The following is a 23,607-nucleotide window of genomic DNA, read 5'->3' as shown; positions in this document are numbered from 1 at the left end:
GGTGCCCCTGCGGGGCGGCGACCGGAGACGGCCCGTACGGGCGGCGGGAGCGGGCCTCCGGCCCGTCCGGGGGCGTCACGCGTTGCGGCCCGGCACGGCACCGCCGGTCACCACCGTCGTGGCGCGTCGCCGTTGCGGTGGGAGGAAAGGTGCCGGTCACCTTTCCTCCCACCGCATGGGGCACCGAAAAGGAGAGCCCGCCGCAACGGCGAGTCACCCCAACGGTGCGAGTCCGGCGGAATCCGCAGCCACCCGCACCCGTACGGGCAAGGCAACCCGGCCCGCGGCCCCTACAGCCGCGGGTCGACCGGTTCCGACTCCAGCGCGAGCACCCCGAAGACCGCCTCGTGCACCCGCCACAGCGGCTCGCCCTCCGCCAGCCGGTCCAGCGCCTCCAGGCCGAGCGCGTACTCGCGCAGGGCGAGCGAGCGCTTGTGGCCGAGGTGGCGGGCGCGCAGCCGGGTCAGGTTGTCCGGGCGGGTGTACTCGGGGCCGTAGATGATCCGCAGGTACTCCCGGCCGCGGCACTTGACGCCCGGCTGGACCAGCCGGCCGCCCTCGGTCCGTACGAGCGCCTGCAACGGCTTGACGACCATGCCCTCGCCGCCGGCACCCGTCAGGTCCAGCCACCACTGCACGCCGGCGGCGACCGACGCCTCGTCCTCGGTGTCGACGACCAGGCGGCGGGTGGGCGCGAGGATCCCCGCCCCGGACCCGGCCGGCCGCCCGGCCCGCTGGTCGGCCGCGACGAGGCGGTCGATCAGGGCGAGCTGCCGGTCGTGCGGCAGCCCGGCGAGGCTGCGCCCCTGGGCGGCCAGGATCTGGAACGGGGCCAGACGTACGCCGTCCAGCCCGTCGACGGGCCAGCAGTAGCGCCGGTACGCCTCCGTGAACGCCGCCGCGTCCGCCGCCCGCTCGCGCTGGCGGTCCAGCAGCCCGGCCACGTCCACGCCCCGGCCGGCCGCCGCTTCCAGCGCGGCGAGCGCCGGCGGGAAGACCGCGCCGGACGCGGCCCCCACCGCCGCGTACTGGTGGCGCAGCAGCCCCTGCGCCTTGAGCGACCAGGGCATGAGCTCGGCGTCCAGCAGCAGCCAGTCGGTCTCCAGCTCGTCCCAGAGCCCGGCCGCGCCGACGGCCGCGCCCAGCCGCTGCAAGATGCCCTCGGTCAGCGCCGGGGCGTCGAAGAACGGCCGGCCGGTACGGGTGTACAGCGCGCCGCTCGCGCCGCCGGCCGCGCCGAAGCGCTCCCTGGCGGCGTCCGCGTCGCGGCACACCAGCACCACAGCCCGCGAGCCCATGTGCTTCTCCTCGCACACCACCTGCCGCACCCCGTCGGCGCGGTAGGCGGCGAACGCCTCCGCCGGGTGCTCCAGGTAGCCCTCTTCCTGGGAGGTCGCGCACGGCGCCATGGTCGGCGGGAGGTAGGGCAGCAGCCGCGGGTCGACGGCGAAGCGGCTCATGACCTCCAGCGCGGCCGCGGCGTTCTCCTCCTTCACGGCGACCCGGCCCATGTGCCGGGTCTCGACGACGCGGCGGCCCGTGACGTCGGTCAGGTCGAGCGGACGGCCGTCCGCGCCGCCGGGGGCGTCGCTCGCCAGCGGCCGGGTCGGCTCGTACCAGACCCGCTCGGCCGGTACGTCCACCAGCTCGCGCTCGGGCCAGCGCAGCGCGGTCATCTTCCCGCCGAACACGGCGCCGGTGTCGAGGCAGATGGTGTTGTTCAGCCATGTGGCTGACGGGTTCGGGGTGTGGCCGTAGACCACGGCGGCGCGGCCGCGGTAGTCCTCGGCCCACGGGTAGCGCACGGGCAGGCCGAACTCGTCGGTCTCGCCGGTCGTGTCCCCGTACAGCGCGTGCGAGCGCACGCGGCCCGAGGTGCGGCCGTGGTACTTCTCCGGCAGGCCGGCGTGGCAGACCACCAGCTTGCCGTCGTCGAGGACGTAGTGGCTGACGAGCCCGTCGATGAACTCCCGCACCTGCGCGCGGAAGGCGGGGTCGCGGGCGTCCTCGCGCTCCAGCTGCTCGATGGTCTCGGCCAGCCCGTGGGTCGGCTGGACCTTCTTGCCCGTGAGCCAGCGGCCGAGCTTGTTCTCGTGGTTGCCCGGCACGCACAGGGCGTTGCCCGCGGCGACCATGCCCATGACGCGGCGCAGCACGCCCGGGCTGTCGGGGCCGCGGTCGACGAGGTCGCCGACGAAGACGGCCGTACGGCCGGCGGGGTGGACGCCGTCCTCGTACCCCAGCTTCGCGAGGAGGGTCTCGAGCTCGGAGCTGCACCCGTGGATGTCACCGATGATGTCGAAGGGGCCGGTGAGGTGCCGCAGGTCGTTGAAGCGGCGCTCCAGCACGACCTCGGCGGCCTCGGCCTCCTCCGCGCTGCGCAGCACGTGCACCTTGCGGAAGCCCTCGCGCTCCAGGCCGCGCAGCGAGCGGCGCAGCTCGCGGCGGTGGCGCTGGATGACGTGGCGGGGCAGGCCGGCCCGGTCGGAGCGGCCGGCGTTGCGCGCGGCGCACACCTCCTCGGGCAGGTCGAGGACGATGGCGATGGGCAGCACGTCGTGCTCGCGGGCGACCCGCACCAGCTGCCTGCGGGCCTCGGCCTGGACGTTGGTCGCGTCGACGACCGTGAGGCGGCCGGCGGCGAGGCGCTTGCCCGCGATGTAGTGCAGGACGTCGAAGGCGTCGCCGCTGGCGCTCTGGTCGTTCTCGTCGTCGGCGACGAGGCCGCGGCAGAAGTCCGAGGAGAGCACTTCGGTGGGCTTGAAGTGCTTGCGGGCGAAGGTGGACTTGCCGGAGCCGGTCGCGCCGATCAGGACCACGAGGGAGAGGTCGGTGACGGCGAGGGTGCGCTTCGCCGGTGCCTCGGCGGTCGTTGCTGTGGTCATGCGGCCTTCTCCTGCTCCGGCTCTTTTTCCTTACGGGTGAAGACACCCATCTGGGTGGGCGGTCCGACCTCCGGGTCGTCCGGCCCCACGGGCACGTACGCGACCTCGTAGCCGTAGCGCTCCGCGACCCCCGCCGCCCACGTGCGGAACTCCTCGCGCGTCCACTCGAAGCGGTGGTCGGCGTGCCGCACATGCCCGGCGGGCAGGGTCTCCCAGCGCACGTTGTACTCGGCGTTCGGGGTGGTGACGACGACGGTCGCGGGGCGGGCCGCGCCGAACACCGCGTGCTCCAGCGCGGGCAGACGGGGCAGGTCGAGGTGCTCGATGACCTCGCTGAGCACGGTCGCGTCGTACCCGGCCAGCCTGCGGTCGGTGTACGCGAGCGAGCCCTGGAACAGCCTGACCCGCGCCGCCTGCCGCTCGGTCATCCGGTCCAGCCGCAGCCGCCGCGCGGCCACCGCGAGGGCGCGCGGCGAGACGTCCATGCCGGCCACCTCGGTGAACCGCGGGTCCTTCAGCAGCTCTCCCACGAGCTGGCCCTGGCCGCAGCCGAGGTCGAGGACGCGCGCGGCACCGGCGGCGCGCAGGGCGTCGAGGATCGCCGCGCGGCGCTGCACGGCCAGCGGCACGGGCCGCTCCTCGGTGTCCGACTCCTCGTCGACGGCGTTGTCGAGCGCTTCGGGCTCGGTGTCGTCGGACTCGGCGAGGCGGGCGAGGGCCAGCCGCTCCAGGGCGTCGCGGGTCAGCGACCAGCGGCGGCCCAGGTAGCGGCCGGCGATCAGGCGCTGTTCGGGGTGGCCCTCCAGCCAGCCCTCGCCGGCCCGCAGCAGCTTCTCGACCTCATCGGACGCCACCCAGTAGTGCTTGGCGTCGTCGAGGACCGGCAGGAGGACGTAGAGGTGGCGCAGGGCGTCCGCGAGCCGCTGCTCGCCCTCCAGCACCAGGCGTACGTAGCGCGAGTCGCCCCACTGCGGGAACTTCTCGTCCAGCGCGACCGGCTCGGCGACGACCGTCCAGCCCAGCGGCGCGAACAGCCGCTCCACCAGCGCCGCGCCGCCGCGGGCGGGCAGCACCGGCACCTCGATGCGCAGCGGGCGCGCTGCTCCCGGCAGCTCCGGCCGGGCGGCGCACTGGCCCTTCAGCGCGGTGGAGAAGACGCTGCCGATGGCGACCGCGAGCAGCGAGGACGCCGCGTACGGGCGGTCGTTGACGTACTGGGCGAGGGCGGAGTCGGGCGCTCCGCCGCGGTTCCTGTCCTTCGCCCGCCGCACCAGCGCGACCGGATCGATCTCCAGCAGGAGCGCGGCGGTGCAGCGCTCCGCGCCGGCCTCGGGGTAGAGGACGTGCGCGGTGCCGTGGGAGGTGGAAAAACGCTGCGCCTTGTCAGGGTGTTTGTGCAGCAGGAATCCGAGATCGGTCGCGGGGGATCCGGTCGTGCCGGTGGTGGATATCGTCAGGAACACGCGGTCGAGTATCGCCCGGGACGGGTGATTTCCCCTAACTCTTTTCGCCGGCGACTTGTTTCAAGAGGCCGTTCAGCAGGGCGCGGGTGAGGACCGCGATGGTGAATCCACAGGTGATCTCCCCGGCCGCCACCATCCTTGAGACCTCAGGCCAGGGGCGGGTGACGATCCGCCGGATGCCTTCGGAGGTCTCGGGTGGGCCGAAACCCTCGATACGGGCCGCGAACAGTTCGACGTGATCGCCGAGCAGGCCGCTGTCGGGGTGCATCCGGCCCAGGGAAATCAGTTCGGTGGCTTCCGCGCCGATTTCCTCCGCGAGTTCCCGGACGGCGCTTTCCGCGCCGGTGGCGCCCGGCGCTCCCATGCCGCGGGGCACTTCCCAGTGCCAGGAGCGGGTGGCGTGGCGGTAGTGCTCGACGAGGACGACGTCATCCGTGGTGGTGAGGGGGAGGATGACGGCGCCGGGGCTCGCGGTGGTGGAGAGCATGCGGACGTAGAGCCCGAGGGCGCCGCCGGGGAAACGGACGGCGTCCCGTACGAGGGTGACGAAGCGGTCGGCGTAGACGACGCCGACGGAGGCGGACGCATCGGCCGCCGGACCGGCGCCCGCACCGCCTGCCGTGCCTTCCGCCGCGCGCCGGGCCTCCTCGACGTCGGCGGGATCGAGGAGGATGTCGATCCCGCCCGGGCTGTTGCCGAACAGCTCGGGGCGGGTGTCGCGCAGCCGGTCGTACGGGGTGGCGTCGGTCTCTTCTCGCACAGGCTCGGTACTCCGCTCGGTACTCCGGCCGGCAGTCGGGTCAATAGCCCTGTCAGGGGGCTCGTCAGTAGTCCGGGATGTCGTCCTGCACGGTGGCGGAACCGGTGGCGGCCGGGGAGCCGCCCTCCTCCCGGTAGCCGGGCAGTCTGCTCACCATGCCGTGGAACCTTTCCCACTCCCGGGTGCTGTCGAACCGGACCGTGGCCATTTCCCGGGCGAACTTCTGCTCGCGCCGCCCCTCCAGCCGGTTGCGGAGCACCAGCTGTACGGAGCCGCCGTACTTGGCCGAGATGCCGCCGAGGCTGCCGGCGACGCTCCAGGACTCGTCGCCGGTGATCGCCGTGAAGACGGCACCGCCGACGGTGACGACGACCTCGATGACGGGCAGCCACTTGTTGGCCCCCGCCTGCCGGCCGCCACGGGCCTCGGCGAGGCGGACGATCTCGGAGTTGAGCCGGACGTAGCGGTCGAAGACCGGCCCCACCCGCTCCTGGAAGGCCGCCGGGTCGGCCGTCAGCTCGTCGAAGGCGCGGATGTACGCGTTCCAGGCGTCGCTCTGGCGCAGGCTGCAGATGTCCTCCAGGGCGAGCGCGTCGACGGCGGAGGGGGTCAGGGCGAGCCGGTCCTGGACCGCCGAGAACGCCTGGCGCTTGAGGAAGAGCAGCAGTTGCTCGGGGTCGGTGACCGTACCCGTACCGCCCGTGGACGTACGGACGTCCCGCCACTCCTGGAGGGCGACCCGGCGCAGGCTGCCGGCCGGGGTGAGCGGATACATGCCGAGGGCGTCGGCGAGATTCACGCTGTAGATGAGGTCCAGGAGCTGTTTGACCTCCGCGGCGAACGGCTTGGCCCGGTCGTACCGTCCCTCGGAGACCGGAGAGCCCGGCACCGTCACGAACTCCTCGTAGAGCAGGTTGCGCGTGACGAAGTCCCCGTGGGTGCTGCGCTCGTTGCTCCACCGGACCACCTCGCCGATCCGCTCCGCGAACGCCCGGTGCTGCCGTTCCGGGACGCCGACCTGGCGGGCGAGGAGGGGAATGTCCTTCGCGGTGAGCGCCTGCACCCGCGCGGCGAACGCGTTGAACAGCGCGGTCCGCGTCGCGTCCCGGTTCTCCTGGTCCTCCCAGGAGAACCGGACGCACTTCACGCGCTCGCCGGCCGGCATCCCTTCGAGGGTTTCCTGCCAGGCGGCGAACGCCCTCGCGTCGTAGTCCAGGCCGGGGCGCGGGGGCTCGGCGGGGTCGCGCTCGTTGAGGAGGTAGGGCACCAGGGCCTCCTGCGCCAGCAGCTTCTGGTGCGCGCGGCGGGCCGCGCCGCCCTCCAGGAGATCGCAGCTCACGGCCGCGTTGTTGTAGAAGAACACCCGGTTGGCCACCACCTGCCGGGTATTGATCAGGCTGCGGAAGTACTCGGCCCGCACCTCCTTGTCCCGCGCGCTCCCGACGTCCTGGAGCGACTTCCCGCGCGCGACCATGTCCCTGGTCAGCTCCGCGGTCACCCACTGGTTGTCCAGGGACTGCGCGATCACCGCGCCCGGCGCGAGATCCGCCGGTCTCACCCTGACTGCCGCCTCGGTGGATTGCTGGGCCATCCCTCCACACCCCCGGTCCTCGCGCCCCCGGTGACGCTGTGTTCACGTCCGTATCCACGCTAGCCGTGAACCGGTGGCCCGCACCCGCGGTTGCGTCAACTGGACTGGTGTGCATGAGAATTGGCGGATACTCCTTCCGGCTCTGCATCTACGGAATCTACGGAACGCGCTTGGGCGAGGCCGGCGGAACGGAGCCGGCCGCAGACCTGCCGTGCGTCGAGGTTCAGTTCAGGGCGCGGGCCAAGGCCGCGATCTCGCCCGGCCCCACGCGGCAGCAGCCGCCCAGGAGGCGGGCGCCCGCCGCGCGCCAGGTGGTGACGCGGTCGGGTGTGAAGGCCGGCCACCCCGTCCAGGACCGGGCGGCGGCGTCCCACTCCTCGCCGCTGTTGGGGTAGACCACGACAGGCTTACGGGCCGCCTCCGCCGCTATCCCGACCGCCCGGTCGGCGTCGGCGGGAGTGCAGCAGTTGACCCCCACGGCGACGACCTGGTCGTTCCCGGCGGCCAGGGCGAAGGCCTCGCGCAGCGGCTGCCCCGCGCGGGTGTGCTCCCCCGCCGCGCTGTAGGAGAGCCATACGGGCACGCCGCAGCCCGCCACGGCCCGCAGCAGCGCTTCCGCCTCGGCCACGTCCGGCACGGTCTCCAGCGCGAGCACGTCCGGCTCCGCTTCCACCAGCGTCTCGATCCGCGGCCGGTGGAAGCGCTCCAGCTCCGCGACGCTCAGCCCGTAACGGCCGCGGTACTCGCTGCCGTCCGCCAGGAAGGCACCGTACGGACCGACGGACGCGGCGACCCACACCTCCTTCCCCGGGGCCTCCTTCTCCGCGGCGCTCCGGGCCAGCTCGACGCTGTGCCGCAGCAGCTCCGCCGCCTGCCGCCGGCCCAGGCCGCGGCGCGCGAAGCCCTCGAACGTGGCCTGGTAGCTGGCGGTGATGAGGACCTGTGCTCCCGCCCGCACGTAGGCGGCGTGCGCCTGCTCGATCTGCCCGGGGTCGTCGGCGAGCAGCCGGGCCGACCACAGCGCGTCGGACAAATCGCAGCCCTGCGCCGCCAGCTGGTTGGACAGCCCGCCGTCGAGCACGAGCGGACCGCGCATCAGCGCATCGGCGAAGGGGAGGGTGGGGGCGGGCGTCACAGGGGGACTCCTCGGCGGGGGCGGGGGCGGGGGCAGGGATCCGGCCCGGGACCCGGGGGTCCCGGCTCAGGCCGGGGGCAGGGACTTCCGGCCCAGGCCGGGGCCGGCGTCAGCCCAGCTGGGACTGGACCTCGGAGGCGATCAGCTCCAGGTGGTCGAGGTCATCCAGGTCCAGGATCTGGAAGTAGATCCGGGACGAGCCGATGGCCGCGTACCGCCCGATCTTGTCGACCACCTCGGCCGGGGAGCCGGCCAGGCCGTTCTCCTTGAGCTCGGCCACCTCGCGCCCGATGACCGCCGCCCGCCGCGCGACCTCCGCGTCGTCCTTGCCGACGCAGGCGACGAGCACATTGGAGTACACGAGGTCACCACCCTTGCGGCCGGCCTCCTCCGCGGCCGCCCGCACCCGGCCGAACTGCCGCTCACTGTCCTCGACCGAGGCGAACGGGATGTTGAACTCGTCGGCATACTTCGCGGCGAGGCGCGGCGTACGCTTCGCGCCGTGCCCGCCGATGAGCACGGGCAGCTTCTCCTGCGCCGGCTTGGGCAGCGCCGGGCTGTCGGTGAGGCGGTAGTACGTGCCGTCGAAGTCGAAGGTCTTGCCCACCTCCGTCTCCCACAGGCCCGTGACGATGGCGAGCTGCTCCTCCAGGCGCCCGAACTTCTCCTTCGGGAAGGGGATGCCGTAGGCCTTGTGCTCCTCCTCGAACCAGCCCGCCCCCAGGCCCAGCTCGACGCGCCCGCCGGACATCTGGTCCACCTGCGCCACCTGGATGGCCAGCACGCCGGGCAGCCGGAACGTCCCCGCGGTCATCAGGGTGCCGAGCCGGATGCGGCGCGTCTCACGGGCGAGGCCGGCGAGGGTGATCCAGGCGTCGGTCGGCCCGGGCAGGCCGTCCGCGGATCCCATGGCCAGGTAGTGGTCGGAGCGGAAGAAGGCGTCGAAGCCGAGGTCCTCGGTGGCCTTGGCGACCGTCAGCAGCGTGTCGTAGCTCGCCCCTTGCTGGGGCTCGGTGAAGATTCGCAGATCCATGCCTCCATCCTGCACTGCCGAACAGGCGTCAACCGACTGCGCCCTGCGCCGGTACACCCTCCCCGGTCGGGTGAAATTCCGCCGCCCCCGCCGAGCGGGTGAGCTCCGGCCAGTGTCCGCCGCGGCCGGTGGTCGTTGGCTCGGGCGGAGCCGGACCGCCCGGCCCGCGCACCGGTGCACCCTGCCGGAGGCGACGACCGCAACACCGCTCTCCCGCACCGGGAGGGCCGGGGCCGAGGAGGCCGCCATGACCCAGGAAGCCGTGCCCGACGAAACGGTGCCCGCGAAGCCCGCCGCCGGGCAGCCCGGCGCGCCCAAGGGCCTGCTGCAGCAGATGGAGGAGCTGATGGCCGCGCTCAACGCCGACCTGTCGCAGCTCGACGCGGACCTCCAGCCGCGTGACGGGCGCCCGGCGCCTGCCGGTACTCCTGCTGGTACGCCTGCCGGTGCCTCCGCCGGCGCGTCCAGCGGCACATCCGCCGGAGCGTCCACCGGCACGTCCGTCGGAGCGTCCGTCGGCACATCCGTCGATGCGCCCACTGAGGTGCCCGTCGAAATGCCCGTCGACGCGTCCGTCGACGGAGGGGATGCCCGCTGACCGCCCGCGCCTCACGCGGCACCGCCTTCCCGCTCGCGCGACGCGAGCCGTCTCTGTAACCAGCGCACTCTGTCGCTCGTCTCGTCGGCAGCGTCTATCGCTTCTATGCACTGCCAGTACATGGCGTCCTCGTCGGAGGAGCAGGCGACCCCCACGAGGGCGATGCCCACTTCCCCGAGAAGCCCGCAGAGCCCGGCCAACGCGCTCCAGGGATCGCGGACTTCGGTGAGCTGCCCGGCCCGTATCGCTCCGGCGCGCAGCGTCTGACGCAGCGAGCCGGACGCGCGGGCCCCGGCCTCGCTCAGGCTCCCCGCGGCGGCGCGGGCCTCGAAGGGCCCGTGGACCGCAAGGTGGCCGCCGACCGCTCCCGCCAGCGCCTGGGTCTGCCATGCCTCGGTGACGATGTCGTGGACGGCCCTGGCCTGCGCCAGGGCCGTCCGGGTGGCTCCGATGAGCCGCACTGCGTCCATGAACGGTCCCCCAACTTCCCGACTGTGCCGTGCCCACACCTTCTCACTACCCAGAGTGATGACTAACCGCCGGAAACGCCAGGGGAATTCAGAAATCTGTGGATACCAGATGGGGTGTGGATAACTCAATCACTCCGGAGAGTGACGATCCGGCGAATCCGGAATGTCCCCGTCCGGCACCGGGAACCGCTTCTCGTTGCGCTCGATCTTCGCGGCGAGCGCGGCGGCCGCGTCGATGCCCAGCACCTCGCAGAACTGCAACAGGTACGACAGGACGTCGGCGACCTCGTCCTCGACCCTCTCCGCCGTCCCCGGCCGGTCCATCACCCGCGCCGACTCCTCCGGAGTCAACCACTGGAAGATCTCGACCAGTTCCGACGCCTCGACGCTGAGCGCCGCGACCAGGTTCTTGGGGGTGTGGTACGGCTGCCAGTGGCGCGCGGCCGCGAAGTCCGCGAGACGCCGCTGCAACACCCGCAGTTCGCTGCGGCTCTCGCCGGCGCGCTCATCTCCGGGTTCATCTCCGTGTTCAGCATTCACCCCCAAGATCTACCACCGAGACCCCCTCCGGCGGAGCACCCCCGTCACCCGTCCCCCGCACCGCCCCCACCAGCCGCACATGCCCCCGCTCCCCCATCCGTACCGCCAGGGCGAGCAGCTCGCGCGCCTGCCGGGCGTCCAGGCAGCGGTCGAAGCCGTCCGCGAGGACGGTGAGCGCCTGCCGCGCCTGAAGCACCTCGCCGACGGGGTCCATGTCCAGCACTCCGGGGCCGGTCATCAGCACCAGACAGAGCGCGAGGTAGCGCAGCTCGCCGTCCCCGAGCCGCGCCATCGGCATCCCGTCACCGGGCTTCCGCTCCAGCACGGCCTGCACGAGGCCGCCGCCCGCTTCCCGTACGGCCAGCTCGGCCACCGGCACGCGGCACCCGGCGCCCACCGCCGCCACGAGCGCCGCATGGCGGGTCGCGCACTCGTGGCGCGTGCGGTCCAGGACCGCGGCGACGTTGTCGCAGGCGCCGCGCAGCAGCCCGTCATGGGCGGCGGCGGGCCTGCGCATGACCTCCGGGCGCGGGTCACAGGCGAAGACGGCACGCAGGGCCACGACGACCTGCTCGGCGGCGTCGAGGACAAGGCGCTGCCCCGCCGTCTTGCCCGCAACGCGCAAGGGCAGCAGAGCGGTGCCGAGCCGGTCGTCCGGCAGGGGCGCGCGGGTGACGGGGACGGCACCGGCCGTGTGCCAGGCGGCCTCCACAGCACGGCGCCCCGGGTCCCGGAGGGCCGTCGAGAGGAGAGTGCGGCCGCAGCCCGTCATCCGTTCGCCGACGATGCGGAGCTCGGGCTCGGCCTGCACGGCGACGTCGATCTGCACGGGCCCTACGGGCCCGTCGACGGTGCACCCGATACGGAAGCCGCGCCGTCCCTGAGCATCAGGCCGCGCCTGCTGAGGAACACACGCCGCGGGGCCGCCGTCGACGATGGACAGGGCCTCACCCAGCTCCTCCCCGCCGGCCAGCCGCGCCAGCACCCCGTACGCCTGGAGGGCACTGGACTTACCGGAGCCGCTCGGCCCCCGGAAGAGGGTGAGCGGACCGAGCGCGAAGGTGGCGTTGCGGTGCGACTTGAAGGCGGAGAGCCGTAATTCGGTCACGACGGGCCGCTGCGTAGAAGAGTGCGTAGACGGGGTGGAGGAGACGGCAGAAGTCACGCCGGAGGAAACGTCCGGTCGGGCACAGCGAGTGTCCATGCCCGGACCGTATGTGTCACATAATCAGCCAAACCGTTTCGGCTGATCACTTTTCCTACGATCGGGGTACCCCGATGCCACCTCCGTCCCTTCGGGAGTCAGCAGGAAGACGTTCGTGTCGACCCGGTGCATGCCGCTGCCCAGGCCGAAGACGACGCCACTGGAGAAGTCGAGGATGCGCTTGGCGACGTCCGTGTCGGCACTGGTGAGATCCAGCAGCACCGGCACCCGCGCCATCAGGTGCTCGGCGACCTCGCGTGCGTCCGCGAAGACCTGGACCCGCAGCACGACCATGCGCCGCTGATCGGGATCGGCCCCCTGCTCATCCTCGGGCAGGGCCCGGTGATTGGGCCAGGACGGCCATGCGTGGTGACCACGGAGCGGGACGACCTCGGCCAGACCCTCCCACTGCTCATCGGTGGCCTCGGACCTGTTCACCGGCTCACCCCTCCGGGGAACGTGCTCGCTATATGCATCCCACAATCCTAGGGACAATCGTCACCCGCCGGGACCAATGACACGCTCGGACGACGGGCGGCCGGAGAAGGCGGCGTGTTGAACGGTACGACAGGCCGAGCCCGTATCTGCCCGTCTGAAGACCGGAACGGATGGTGAGACGCCGGGTCCGTCAGCACACGGACGGGACCATGCCTTCCTCGAGCGACCTGCCCGTCTCCGCCAAGGCGACCTGGTGGATGAACCACTCCAGCACACCGCGGATCTCCGCACCCGTGGCGGCATTGCGTGCCGCAGCCGGCTCCAGGAGGGGGCGCCACGCCGCTCACGGCATCTGTCGGGGGTGCCCGGGCCCTACCGGCCGCCATGCCCGTCCCGTCGCTTACCGCATCGAAGGAGCCGTCGCTGGCGAATCCTTACGAAGCGCGGGAGCTGTGGCGGAAGGAGGTGACGGGCAAGGGCGCAACCGTCGCCGTACTCGTGTCGTACGGCGATCGCCGTATCGAGGAATTCATGGCTGATGACAACCGCCAGTACGAGCTGCCGGCCGCGGATCTCCGGCGCATCGAACCCGTCGGGAAGTCTCGGACTGCACCGATCCTGGTGTGGACACCGAGAGTTGTCGTGCCTGGGAATCGGAGACCAGATTGACGTGGCGATGGCGCATACGCTCGCCCCCGGCGCCCGCATCATCGTCGTGGCAACCCCGGTCGACGAGACCCAGGGTGAGGCGGGGATGCCGGAGATGTTGAGCGTCCTGGACCACGTCACCCGGTACCGGTTGGCCGATGTGGTGTCGATGAGCTTCGGTTCACCGGAGGACAACTTTCGTGATGCCCGCTCGATACCCGCCGGCCTGGCCCGCCTCTGACCCCAGGGTGACGGCCGTGGGTGGGGTGCAGTTGCACGTGGATGCGAACGGTCACCGTACGTCCCCCGACACGCTCTGGCCGGAGTCAGGAGCCGGCCAATCGTCGCTCTTCCCCCGGCCGGCGTGGCAGCCACCGGCCGCGGGCCGCGCCGCCCCGGGTCGCTCCGTGCCGACACCGCCAGCGGCTGGGGCACCGTCGCTCTGGACGGCTTCACCCGTGCGCTGGCCCGCGAGGTGGCCTGATCGCGTCGGAACGGGCGGGCCACACCTCGGCGCTTGTGCCCCGCGTATGCCAACTATGTTAAGACGAGCCCGCATTGAAGCTCGGTGCCACGGCCGCGCCACCGCCACTGAGCACGATCTGACGGCAGGAGCAGAAGAAGCGTGGACGAGCACGGCAGCGCAGGCATCAGCCGCTTAGGCCCTGTGGGCGACGAGACATCGCCGAGGCGTGTCACGAGCGCCGGTTGGGGCCCGGGCCCGTATGGCCCCCCTGGACGGGAGCCCGCGCCGGCCGGGACCCGGCCCGGCGCCGGACCATGGGCCGTACGACTGACGGGCGTGACCAAGAGGCATGGCAGTGGCCGTCAGGCCGTCACCGCCCTTGACGATGTCTCCTGCGAGCTTCCTCGCGGAAGTTTCACCGCCGTCATGGGCCCTTCAGGCTCCGGCAAGAGCACCTTCCTGCACTGTGCTTCGGGGCTGCAGCGTCCTGACGGCGGCACCATCGAGATCGGGGACCGGAATCTGGCCGGTCTGAGTGAGACGGCGCTGACCGAACTGCGCCGCGAGCGCATCGGGTTCGTGTTTCAGGGTTTCAACCTGTTGCCCGCACTGACCGCTGAGCAGAACATCACGCTGCCCGTCCGGCTCGCCGGCCGCCGGGTGCGCCTGGACCGGCAGTGGCTCGATCAGCTCATCGAGTACACCGGCCTGTCGGAGCGCCGCAGGCACCGCCCCGCCGAGCTCTCCGGCGGCCAGCAGCAGCGGGTCGCGATCGCCCGGGCCCTGATCACCCGCCCGGAAGTGGTGTTCGCCGACGAGCCCACCGGCGCGCTGGACACGAAGAGCGGGCGCGCCGTACTTCAGCTGCTGCGCCGCCTGGTCCACGAGGTGGGCCAGACCGTTCTCATGGTCACGCACGACCCCGTGGCGGCCGCGCACGCCGACGCCGTGCTGCTTCTCGTCGACGGCCGCATCACCGAGGTGCTGACGGCTCCCACGGCCGAGGCGGTCGCCGAGCGCATGGCGCGACTGGAGGGCTGATCGCGGTGCTCTTACGACTTGCGTGGTGGACGGTGCGCTTCCGCAAAGCGTCCTTCGCGGGATCCTACGTCGCCATGGCGTGCGCACAGGCGCTGGTCACCACGTGTGCTGTGCTGCTTGAGGCCGGCAGCCGTGCCGGCGCGGGAGAGGGCGGCCCGGAGGCGGTGTCCTTCGCCGTGCCGTTCGGCTTCATCTGCTTGTTCGTAGCGGCGTTCGCCGTGTCGGGCACGTTCTCGTTGTCGGTACGACAGAGGCTGCGGGAGATCGCCCTGCTGCGGGCGATCGCCGCCACCCCCGGACAGATCCGCCGTCTGGTGGCCTACGAGGCTTTGGTGGTCACCGTGACCGCGGCGCCGCCCGGCTGTGGTCTGGGCGTGCTGATCGCAGCGGCCTTACGGGCGCGGCTCACGTCCCAGGGGATGCTCCCCGAGTCCTTCGCACTCGACTTCGGACCGCTGAGCCTGATGACGGCCGTCCTGGTGTGCTGGGTGATGGCCGAGACCGCGGTGTGGGCGGCCGGCAGCAGGGCTGCACGCGTATCGGCTGTCGAGGCCCTGGGAGAGGCGGCGGTGCCGCGGCGGCGGCTCGGCGGAGTCCGCGCGTTCGCCGGGCTGGCCGTGCTCGGAGGCGGTCTGTGGGGGCTGGTGGCGGTCTCCGGCTCCACCGCGCCCGACGCGACGAATACGGCGGTAGCCATGGTCATGGTTCTCCTGGTGGCCGTGGCCCTTCTCGGGCCGTGGATCGGCCGTGCGGCCGGAGCCGTGTTCGGGCTGTTGTGCCGTGCCCTGGTCCCCTCGGTGGGCCTTCTGGTGCGGGCCAACCTCGGCGCAGGACACCGCAGGCTGGCCGCGGCAGTGACTCCACTCGCTCTCACCGTCGCGTTCGCCGCCGTGGCGCTGTTCGTGCCCGAGATGAAGTGGCAGGAATCCGAACGACAGGACCGTGGCCGCCTGGTGGCCGACCACATGGTGCGCGTGCCCGGCGAGGAGGTGCCCTCCGGAGAGGCGGAGGGCGGGCCGGTAGCCGCCGTGAGGCGGGTGCCCGGCGTCGGGACGGCCGTCGGAGTCACCGAGACCGTGGTCAATGTGATCACCGCATCCGGAGCACGGCACCCGGGCTCCGTGACCCAGGCCGTTTCCGGCGGGCGGCTGGGCCGGGTGCTGGACCTCGGCCCGCGTGACGGCACGCTGGAGGAACTGGGGCCGCGGGACGTCGCGTTGAGCACCGCTCTGGCACGTCGGACCGGAGTACGCGTGGGCGGCGAGCTGCGGCTGGAGATGGGGGACGCCCGCGTCGAACGGGTGCGGGTCAGCGGCCTGTACACCCGCGGCCGGGGCTTCGGCGACGTACTGATGCCTGAAGCACTCGCGGCCCCGCATCTGGACCGGAAGTGGCCCAGCGACGTCACGGTGTACGTGCGCACCGGGCCCGGCGATCGGGACGTGCTCGACCGGGGGCTGGCGGCACTCCGCTCGGAGCACCCGACCTGGCGGGTGCAGGACCGCGCGGAGCACCGGGCGGAAGCACGCGACGCCCAGAACTCCTCGATGACCGCGACGTACCTGCTCCTCGGCGTCGTCACCCTCTTCACATCGATCTCCATGGTCAACACGCTGGTGATGACCACCATGGAGCGTGCGGGTGAGTTCGCGCTCCTGCGGCTGATCGGGGCGACCAGGCGCCAAGTGGTGCGGATGATGCGGCTGGAGCACCTCGTCACCGTACTGACCGCGCTCGTGGTCGGCGCCGCCGTGGCCGCCGCCGTACTGGTGGCCGCGGCGAAGGCACTCACAGGATCCCCCGACCCGTACCTACCGGCCTCGATCACCTGCCTCCTCCTGGCCGGCACGGGTGTGCTCGCCCTCGGAACAGGACTGGTGATCACCCGTATCGCGCTGCGGCAACGGCCGGAAACCGCGCTGCGCGGCGCCGACTGACGATGAAGTCGGTGGCATGAAGCGGCCCGGGCGGAAAAAGACCGCCCGGGCCGCAGTTCTGTGTTCCCCCGACAGGGTCCGTCGGCCATGGAGAACCCACGGGAGCCCATCGGGCTCTACCCGGTGACCGGCACGGTCGAGGTGGTCTTCCAGTACCTGAAGGCACGTCCGCCCTTCGACGACGAGCCACTGCGCCGCGAGCTGATGACCCGGCTCAACGCCATCGAGGGAATCGACCCGGCCGAGGCCAGGCTGGACGTGCGGCCCTCCTTCCCGTTGGAATTCGTGAGCGCAGAGCGCGTGCCCGAGGCATACCGATGATTTTCGTCAACGGGAGGACGAGAATTCTGTGAGCCGCGCATACCTCGCCGAAACAAAGATCGCGACGCGATTTCCCTGCAACGACGCCTCAGCCGAGGACGTCGAGCCGTACGGATTACTCGGGACGCACGAGCCGCATGCGTCGTTGTTTCGTCCGGGCGAGCTGTCCGGGCCGACGGGTATGGGCCATGACGACCAACCTCACCACCCCGCCGACAACGGGCAGGACATCCTCGAACTGTTCTTCTTGGCCAAGGGGGTACTTCACGCAGCGCGATATCGGCCATGCTGGCATGAGAACACCTCGCCAGGACGCTCGTCGAGTCCATCAGAAAGGTGACGAGCGGCCGAAGAGTCGTCGCACCGGACGTCGCCCTGCTCGTCAGTGCCGGCTCGCCCAGCCCCTTCACGCCGAGGGAGGCGGAGATCCTGGCGCCGGCAGCCGAGGGCGAAGGCCCGGCCGAGACCGCCGGCCGCCTCCACCTGTCCACCGGCACCGTACGCAACCACCTCCTGGCCGCCGTCCAGAAGACCGGCGCCCGCAACCGCCTCGACGCCATCCGCATAGCCCGGCGCAAGGGCTGGCTGTAGCCGGTGGTGGGGCGGCGGCGTCCCTCTGCAGGGACGCCGTCACGGCTTCACCAGGTCAGGCGTCCTTGGCCACCCGCTTCAAGATCGCCACGCACTCCACATGATGCGTCATCGGGAAAAGGTCGAACGCCCGCAGCGTAGCCGGGGCGTAGCCCTCCTCCGCGAAGTACTTGAGGTCTCGGGCCAGGGCTGCCGGGTCGCAGGCCACGTAGGCGATGCGGCGGGCGCCCAGGGAGGCCAGGTGCTGGACCGTCTGCTTGCCGGCGCCGGCGCGGGGCGGGTCGAGGACGATGATGTCGGCCTGCTTGATGCCCGTGCGCGGGAGGACCTGCTCGACCTTGCCCTGTTCGATGCGGACGCGGTCGAGGTCCTGGAGGTTGTGGCGGGCGTCTTCGACGGCGCGCTTGCCGGACTCGATGCCGAGCACCGCGCCCTTCTCGCCGACGCGCTCGCCGAGGGCGCCCGCGAAGAGGCCGACGCCGCAGTAGAGGTCGAGGGCCATGTCGCCCTTGCGGGGCATGAGGCCCTGCATGACGGCCTTGATCAGGGTGTCGGCGGCCTGCGGGTGGACCTGCCAGAACCCGCCCTCGCCGACGCGGTACGTGCGCTCGTCCGCGCGCTCGCGGACGAAGGGGCGGCCGTGGACGCGGTGGACGCGCTGGTCCTTCTCGCCCACGCGCATCACCGAGACCGGCTTGTCCAGCTCCACGATCGGCAGGCGGCCGCCCGGCTTCGGGGTGAGGATCACCTGGCGGTCCGCCGAGCCGCTCGCCGCGATGGCCTCGACCGTCGCGATCTGCGGCCACTCGCGCTTCTCGATGCCGAGCTCGCTGACGCCCGGGGCGGCGATCATGCAGTGGTCGATCACCTGGACGTCGTGCGAGCGGTGCTTGCGCAGGCCCGCATGGCCCTCGGCGTCGACCGCGTACTGCACGCGCGTGCGCCACGCAGGGACCTGGCCCGCCGGGAGCTTGTCGCCCTCGGCCGGCATGACCGTGCCGTCCCAGCCGGCCTCCTCGGGGGTGAGGCCCGCGAGGCGCTTGAGCTGTTCGGCGATGACCTCGCCCTTCAGGCGGCGCTGCGCGCCGGGCTTCGCGTGCTGCCAGTCACAGCCGCCGCACTTGCCCGGGCCCGAGAAGGGGCAGGGGGCCTCCACGCGGTCCTTCGACGCCTCCAGCACCTCCACCGCGTCCGCGCGCAGGAAGCGGGACGTCTCCTCGCCCTCCGTCACCCGCACGACCACCCGCTCGCCCGGCAGCGCATGCCGTACGAACAGCACCCGACCGGTCTCCGTGCGCGCCACGCAGTGGCCTCCGTGAGCCACTGGGCCGACCTCGACCTCGTACTCCTCGCCGACCAGCGATTCCTGCGGTTCGTTCTGCATGCGGTCGACTCCAGAGTCGGGGGAGAAATGAAGAGTGGGGTGGGGCAGCCGTTCAGTCTACGGCCCGCCCCACCCCACCTGCGAATTTGCAGCTGTTTCCGGCTGCTTCCTCCGCTTACTTCTTCGTGCTCGCCTTTTCCTTCTTCGGCTGCGACACCGGGCCGCGCCGCACCGACCCCGGCGCGTTCCACTCCGCGCGCTTGCGCGCCCGCAGCTTCGCCGCCTCCGAGGAGTCGAGCTGCCACGGCACCGAGGTGACCATGACGCCCGGCGTGAAGAGCAGGCGGCCCTTCAGTCGCAGCGCGCTCTGGTTGTGCAGCAGGTGCTCGTACCAGTGGCCCACCACGTACTCGGGGATGTAGATGCTGACGACGTCGCGCGGGCTCTCCTTGCGGAGGCTCTTGACGTAGTCGATGACCGGGCGGGTGATCTCGCGGTACGGCGAGTCGAGGATCTTCAGCGGGACGTCGAGGCCGCGGCGCTGCCACTCGTCGCGCAGCTGCTTGGTCTCGGCCGTGTCGACGCTGATGCTGAGCGCTTCGAGCGTGTCGGAGCGCATGAGCTTGGCGTACGCGAGGGCCCGCAGCGTCGGCTTGTGGATCTTGGAAACCAGGACGATCGAGTGGACGCGGGACGGGCGGACCGTTTCGTCGCCCGGGCCCTCGTCGGCGGCGATCTCCTCGGCCACCCGGTCGTAGTGCTTCCGGATCGCCGTCATCGTCGCGTAGAAGATCACCATGCCGAGCAGGGCGACCCAGGCGCCGTGGGTGAACTTCGTCAGCAGGACGACGACCAGGACCAGGCCGGTGAGGAAGGCGCCGAAGGTGTTGATCGCGCGGGAGCGGACCATGTGGCGGCGCTTGGCCGGGTCGGTCTCCGTCCGCAGGTGGCGGTTCCAGTGCCGGACCATGCCGGTCTGGCTCAGGGTGAAGGAGACGAAGACGCCGACGATGTAGAGCTGGATGAGCTTGGTGGAGTCCGCGCCGTAGATGTACGTGAGGACCGCCGCCGCACCCGCCAGCAGCACGATGCCGTTCGAGAACGCCAGGCGGTCGCCGCGCGTGTGCAGCTGGCGCGGCAGGTAGCGGTCCTGGGCCAGGATCGAGCCGAGCAGCGGGAAGCCGTTGTACGCGGTGTTGGCGGCCAGGAAGAGGACCAGCGCGGTGGCGGCGGCGAGCACGATGAAGAAGAACGAGCCGCTGCCGAAGACCGCCTCGGCGACCTGCGAGATCACCGGGTTCTGGGTGTAGCCGTCGCCGACCGGCGTGCCGTTCTTGAGCAGGTCGGCGGCCGGGTTCTCGGCCATCCGGACGTTGGTCGCCATGGCCAGCCCGATGATGCCGCAGAACATCGTCACGGCCAGGCCGCCCATGAGGGCGAGGGTCGTGGCGGCGTTCTTCGACTTCGGCTTGCGGAAGGCCGGCACGCCGTTGCTGATGGCCTCGACGCCGGTGAGGGCGGCACAGCCGGAGGAGAAGGCGCGCAGCAGCAGGAAGACGAGGGCGAAGCCCGCGAGGCCCTGGTGCTCGGCGTGGATGGTGTAGTCGGCGGTGGGAGCCTTCATGGTGTCGCCCATGAGGAGGCCGCGGACGGCACCCCAGACGATCATGACGAAGACGCCGCCCACGAAGACGTACGTGGGGATCGCGAAGAGCTTTCCGGACTCCTTGACGCCGCGCAGGTTCATCAGGGTGAGCAGCACGATCACGCCGATGGCGCAGGCCGTCTTGTGCTCGATGACGAAGGGGATGGCGGAGCCGAGGTTCTCGATGCCGGAGGCGATGGAGACCGCGACGGTCAGGACGTAGTCGACGAGCAGGGCGCTCGCGACGGTGAGGCCGGCCTTGGGGCCGAGGTTGACGTTGGCGACCTCGTAGTCGCCGCCGCCACTGGGATAGGCGTGGACGTTCTGGCGGTACGAGGCGACCACCGTGAACATCAGCACGACGACGGCGACGGCGATCCAGGGGCTGAAGTGGTAGGCCGACACGCCTGCCGCGGAGAGCACGAGGAGCACTTCGCCCGGCGCGTACGCCACGGAGGAGAGCGGGTCGGAGGCGAAGACGGGCAGGGCGATGCGCTTGGGGAGAAGGGTTTCTCCCAGCTTGCTGCTGTGCAGCGCCCGGCCGATGAGGATCCGTTTCGGCAGGTCGGTCAGTTTGGACACAACAGAGGATCGTAAGCGCTCACCCGTACGGTCGCCCACCCGCCACCCGCCCCAGCGGAAATGTGGCGTACGCCGCACCACCCGATCCCGTGACGCGGCGCGTTAAGGACGTATTAAGAGGCCTTGTGGGCCCCGTGCTCAGCCGTCCAGCAGGGCCGGCAGCGCCCGGTGACCGTTGGAGATGAACGACTCCACCGGCTCCAGCGCGCCCCCGCCCGTGCCCTCCCCCGCCGCGAGCCGCATCCGCGGGAAGCGCTCGAAGAGGGCGGGCAGGGCGACGGCCGCCTCCAGCCGGGCGAGGGGCGCGCCGAGGCAGAAGTGGACGCCGTGCCCGAAGGCGAGGTGGTCCTTGACGGCCCGGGTGACGTCGAAGCGCTCGGCGTCCTCGCCGTGCAGCTGCGGGTCGCGGCCGGCCGCGGCGTACGCGGCGAGGATCGCGTCGCCCTTGCGCAGGGTGACGCCGTCGCCGGTCTCGATGTCCTCGGTGGCGTAGCGCAGCGGGAGGCTCGCGACCGGGGACCGGTGGCGCAGGGTCTCCTCGATCACGTCGTCCCAGCTCGCCGCGCCCGAGCGGACCAGGGCGAGCTGCTCGGGGTGGGTGAGCAGGGCGTGGACGGCGTTGTCGAGGAGGTTGACGGTGGTCTCGTGCCCGGCGCTGATCACCAGCAGCAGGGTGTCGAGGAGCTCCTGCTCGCTGAGGCGGGAGCCGTCCTCCTCGCGGGCGGAGATCAGCACGCTGGTCATGTCGTCGCCGGGTGCGGTGCGCTTGGCGGCGACGAGGGCGCCGAGCAGCTCGTACGTCCGGGCGTACGTGGCGGTGACCTCGTCGGGGTCGGCGGAGGTGTGGAAGATGCTGTCGACGCAGTCCCGCAGGCCCTCGCGGAGGTCCGGGTCGCTCACGCCGAACAGCTCGCAGATGACCTGGATGGGGATGGGGTACGCGTAGCGCTCGCGCAGGTCGACGACCTCGCCGGGCGACGCCTTCGCGGTCGCGTCCAGGCCGTCGAGGAGGTCCGCGGTCAGCGCCTCGATGCGGGGGCGCAGGGCGGCGGTGCGGCGGGCGGTGAAGGCCTTGGCGACGAGGGAGCGCAGCCGCTTGTGGTCGGTGCCGTAGGCGGTGAACATGTTCCGCACCGCCACCCAGGTGAACAGGGGCCACTCGGGTGAGATGTCACCGTTGATCCAGGCCGGCCAGTGCTGGTGGGGGTCCTTGGAGACGCGCGGGTCGGTCAGGAGCTCCTTCAGCAGCGGCTGGGTGGTCACTGCCCACGCCACCACTCCGCCAGGAAGCTCCACGGGCGTCGCTGCGCCGCGGGCCCGGATGCGGGCGGCCTCGCCGTGGATGTCGCTGCCGGTGGGGTCGATCCGGAGGGGCTCGGGCTCGGGAAGGCCGGTGCCGGGCCGGCGTTCCGTGCTGGGCTTGCGTTCCATCGGCTGTCTCCAGAGGGGTCTGCCTGCTGCGGGGACGGAGCGGGCTGCTGGGCGGAGCGGGGCTGTTCGTACGGCTCGTACGGCGGTACGGGGCCGGACCCGGGGCGGCGCACGGCCGAGAGGTCGTGCACCGGTGCGGGCCGCGGGCCTGCGGGCGGGGCCGGGGGGAAGCGCACGGGCAGCGCCGTCAGGGCGCGGTGGAACGGGCCGGGGCGCCAGACGAGGCGCTCGGCGGGGATGGCGAGTTCGAGGTCCGGCAGCCGGTCGAGGAGCTTCTCGACGGCGACGGCGGCGATCAGGCGCGCCGAGTCCTTGGCCGGGCAGTGGTGGGGGCCGGCGCTCCAGGCGAGGTGGGCGCGGTTGCCGGTGCGCCGGGTGGTGAGCAGCGCCGGGTCGGTGTTCGCGGCGGCGAAGCTGACGACGACGGGCTCGCCGGCGGCCAGCGGCACGCCGCCGAAGTCGACGTCCTGCACGGGGTAGTGGACGCCGTAGTTGGCCATCGGCGGGTCGAGCCAGAGCACCTCGTCCAGGGCGTCCTCGACCGGCATGCTGCCGCCCGCGAGGTCGCCCGCGAAGCGGTCGTCGGAGAGCAGCAGCCGCAGGGCGTTGGCGATGAGGTTCTGCTGGGGCTCGGTGCCGGCGCCGATGAGGACGACGTGCTGGTGGATCAGCTCCTCGTCGCTCAGGCGGGCGTGGTGCGCCATCAGCCAGGAGGTCATGTCCGCGCCCGGCTGCTCGCGCTTGAGGGCGATGAGCTCGACCAGGCTGCTGGTGATGAGGGCGTCGGCGCGCTCGGAGTCGACGCCGTCGAAGATGCCGGAGAAGCCCTCCACGAGGCGGTCGCCGAGCTCGGGCGGGCAGCCGAAGAGCTGCTGGAAGACCAGCAGCGGCAGCGTCTTGGCGTACGCGCCGAGCAGATCGGCCTCGCCGAGGCCGGCGAAGCGGTCGATGAGGGTGTCGGCGCTGCGCTCGACGTAGCCGCGCAGGGCGTTGGGGTCGATGCGCGCGAGGGAGTCGGTGACGGCCTGGCGCAGCCGCGTGTGGGCCTCGCCGTCGGAGAAGAGGCAGTTGGGGCGGTAGGCCATCATCGGCACGACCGGGTTGTCCGGGGCGACGCGGCCGTCGGCGAGGGCGCGCCAGCGGCGGGCGTCCTTGCCGAAGATCTCGGGGGTGCGGAGCACTTCGAGCGCGGCCCGGTAGTCGGTGACGAGGGTCGCGCGGGCGCCGGGGGCCAGCTCCACGGGGGCGGCCGGGCCCAGGGTGCGCAGCCGGGCGTAGACGGCGTGCGGGTCGGCGGCGAAGTCGGGCCCGTACATGGGGGTGGGGGGCCCGGGCGCCCACGCCCCGGCGGACTCCGGGGCGTATCCCTGGTGAGCTCCGGGGGCCTCCGGGACGTATCCCTGATGGGTCCCGGGGGCCCGGGCGTCGGAGGACTCCGGGGCGTACCCCTGGTGCGCCGGGCAGCCGGGCGGGGGCACGGCGCCCCCGTCGGGGCGGGGGTGGT

Annotated in this window: 20 protein-coding genes; 6 read left to right on the top strand and 14 right to left on the bottom strand. The window is 72.1% G+C overall.

Going from position 1 to position 23,607, the window contains the following annotated elements; all coding sequences use genetic code 11:
* Positions 1 to 290: 290 nt before the first annotated feature.
* The 6 genes from PS271_RS22980 to PS271_RS22955 all read right to left on the bottom strand — a co-directional run bounded on the left by PS271_RS22980 (position 291) and on the right by PS271_RS22955 (position 8,867).
* Positions 291 to 2,885, bottom strand: coding sequence for a polynucleotide kinase-phosphatase (locus tag PS271_RS22980; RefSeq protein ID WP_398384229.1), 2,595 nt, complete (start codon positions 2,883 to 2,885; stop codon positions 291 to 293).
* Positions 2,882 to 4,348: a 3' terminal RNA ribose 2'-O-methyltransferase Hen1 gene (locus tag PS271_RS22975; protein WP_398384227.1), complete on the bottom strand. Its 1,467-nt coding sequence runs from the start codon at positions 4,346 to 4,348 to the stop codon at positions 2,882 to 2,884. Before PS271_RS22975 ends, PS271_RS22980 begins: the two co-directional genes overlap by 4 nt.
* Before the next feature lie 34 nt (positions 4,349 to 4,382).
* Entirely contained in the window at positions 4,383 to 5,108 is a 726-nt protein-coding gene (locus tag PS271_RS22970; RefSeq protein ID WP_398384225.1) for an NUDIX hydrolase, read from the bottom strand.
* Positions 5,109 to 5,172: 64 nt separating this feature from the next.
* A complete protein-coding gene (locus PS271_RS22965; protein WP_398384223.1) occupies positions 5,173 to 6,699 on the bottom strand; it encodes a hypothetical protein in 1,527 nt (508 codons plus the stop codon).
* Positions 6,700 to 6,922: 223 nt separating this feature from the next.
* Positions 6,923 to 7,795: a homocysteine S-methyltransferase gene (gene mmuM, locus PS271_RS22960; protein WP_398387005.1), complete on the bottom strand. Its 873-nt coding sequence runs from the start codon at positions 7,793 to 7,795 to the stop codon at positions 6,923 to 6,925.
* Positions 7,796 to 7,943: 148 nt separating this feature from the next.
* Positions 7,944 to 8,867 (bottom strand): LLM class F420-dependent oxidoreductase, encoded by a 924-nt coding sequence (locus PS271_RS22955; RefSeq protein ID WP_356274074.1) that lies wholly within the window; start codon positions 8,865 to 8,867, stop codon positions 7,944 to 7,946.
* Positions 8,868 to 9,114: 247 nt separating this feature from the next.
* On the opposite strand from PS271_RS22955, the gene PS271_RS22950 reads away from it, so the two are divergent.
* Positions 9,115 to 9,465 carry a hypothetical protein gene (locus PS271_RS22950; protein ID WP_398384221.1) on the top strand — a complete coding sequence of 117 codons (351 nt, stop codon included), beginning with the start codon at positions 9,115 to 9,117 and terminating at the stop codon, positions 9,463 to 9,465.
* Positions 9,466 to 9,476: 11 nt separating this feature from the next.
* On the opposite strand, the gene PS271_RS22945 is transcribed toward PS271_RS22950, so the two are convergent.
* From PS271_RS22945 to PS271_RS22930, 4 genes are all read right to left on the bottom strand, one after another.
* Complete coding sequence (locus PS271_RS22945; protein ID WP_398384219.1) at positions 9,477 to 9,935, bottom strand: DUF6099 family protein; 459 nt, start codon at positions 9,933 to 9,935, stop codon at positions 9,477 to 9,479.
* Between the two features lie 129 nt (positions 9,936 to 10,064).
* Complete coding sequence (locus PS271_RS22940) at positions 10,065 to 10,415, bottom strand: nucleotide pyrophosphohydrolase (protein ID WP_398387003.1); 351 nt, start codon at positions 10,413 to 10,415, stop codon at positions 10,065 to 10,067.
* Between the two features lie 49 nt (positions 10,416 to 10,464).
* A complete protein-coding gene (locus PS271_RS22935) occupies positions 10,465 to 11,679 on the bottom strand; it encodes an AAA family ATPase (RefSeq protein ID WP_398384218.1) in 1,215 nt (404 codons plus the stop codon).
* Between the two features lie 24 nt (positions 11,680 to 11,703).
* Positions 11,704 to 12,117, bottom strand: a complete 414-nt coding sequence (locus tag PS271_RS22930; protein WP_398384216.1) for a cell division protein SepF — start codon at positions 12,115 to 12,117, stop codon at positions 11,704 to 11,706.
* Between the two features lie 670 nt (positions 12,118 to 12,787).
* Here PS271_RS22930 and PS271_RS22925 point away from each other — a divergent pair.
* From PS271_RS22925 to PS271_RS22905, 5 genes are all read left to right on the top strand, one after another.
* Positions 12,788 to 13,006 (top strand): hypothetical protein, encoded by a 219-nt coding sequence (locus PS271_RS22925; protein ID WP_398384214.1) that lies wholly within the window; start codon positions 12,788 to 12,790, stop codon positions 13,004 to 13,006.
* Between the two features lie 552 nt (positions 13,007 to 13,558).
* Positions 13,559 to 14,272, top strand: a complete 714-nt coding sequence (locus tag PS271_RS22920; protein WP_398387001.1) for an ABC transporter ATP-binding protein — start codon at positions 13,559 to 13,561, stop codon at positions 14,270 to 14,272.
* Positions 14,273 to 14,277: 5 nt separating this feature from the next.
* Positions 14,278 to 16,209, top strand: a complete 1,932-nt coding sequence (locus PS271_RS22915; protein WP_398384213.1) for an FtsX-like permease family protein — start codon at positions 14,278 to 14,280, stop codon at positions 16,207 to 16,209.
* 87 nt (positions 16,210 to 16,296) lie between these two features.
* Complete coding sequence (locus PS271_RS22910) at positions 16,297 to 16,530, top strand: hypothetical protein (RefSeq protein ID WP_398384211.1); 234 nt, start codon at positions 16,297 to 16,299, stop codon at positions 16,528 to 16,530.
* Positions 16,531 to 16,866: 336 nt separating this feature from the next.
* Complete coding sequence (locus tag PS271_RS22905; RefSeq protein ID WP_398384210.1) at positions 16,867 to 17,121, top strand: response regulator transcription factor; 255 nt, start codon at positions 16,867 to 16,869, stop codon at positions 17,119 to 17,121.
* Between the two features lie 55 nt (positions 17,122 to 17,176).
* On the opposite strand, the gene PS271_RS22900 is transcribed toward PS271_RS22905, so the two are convergent.
* The 4 genes from PS271_RS22900 to PS271_RS22885 all read right to left on the bottom strand — a co-directional run bounded on the left by PS271_RS22900 (position 17,177) and on the right by PS271_RS22885 (position 23,419).
* Positions 17,177 to 18,505 (bottom strand): class I SAM-dependent RNA methyltransferase, encoded by a 1,329-nt coding sequence (locus tag PS271_RS22900; RefSeq protein WP_398384208.1) that lies wholly within the window; start codon positions 18,503 to 18,505, stop codon positions 17,177 to 17,179.
* Between the two features lie 115 nt (positions 18,506 to 18,620).
* Complete coding sequence (locus PS271_RS22895; protein WP_398384206.1) at positions 18,621 to 20,672, bottom strand: APC family permease; 2,052 nt, start codon at positions 20,670 to 20,672, stop codon at positions 18,621 to 18,623.
* 138 nt (positions 20,673 to 20,810) lie between these two features.
* Positions 20,811 to 21,935, bottom strand: coding sequence for a cytochrome P450 family protein (locus tag PS271_RS22890; protein WP_398384204.1), 1,125 nt, complete (start codon positions 21,933 to 21,935; stop codon positions 20,811 to 20,813).
* Positions 21,932 to 23,419: a cytochrome P450 gene (locus tag PS271_RS22885; RefSeq protein WP_398386999.1), complete on the bottom strand. Its 1,488-nt coding sequence runs from the start codon at positions 23,417 to 23,419 to the stop codon at positions 21,932 to 21,934. The genes PS271_RS22890 and PS271_RS22885 overlap by 4 nt, the downstream gene beginning before the upstream one ends.
* Positions 23,420 to 23,607: the final 188 nt, after the last annotated feature.

Source organism: Streptomyces sp. SCA2-17 (genome assembly GCF_044336695.1).
The sequence above is the reverse complement of the archived record's forward strand: the minus strand, read 5'-3'. Positions and strand labels throughout refer to the sequence as shown.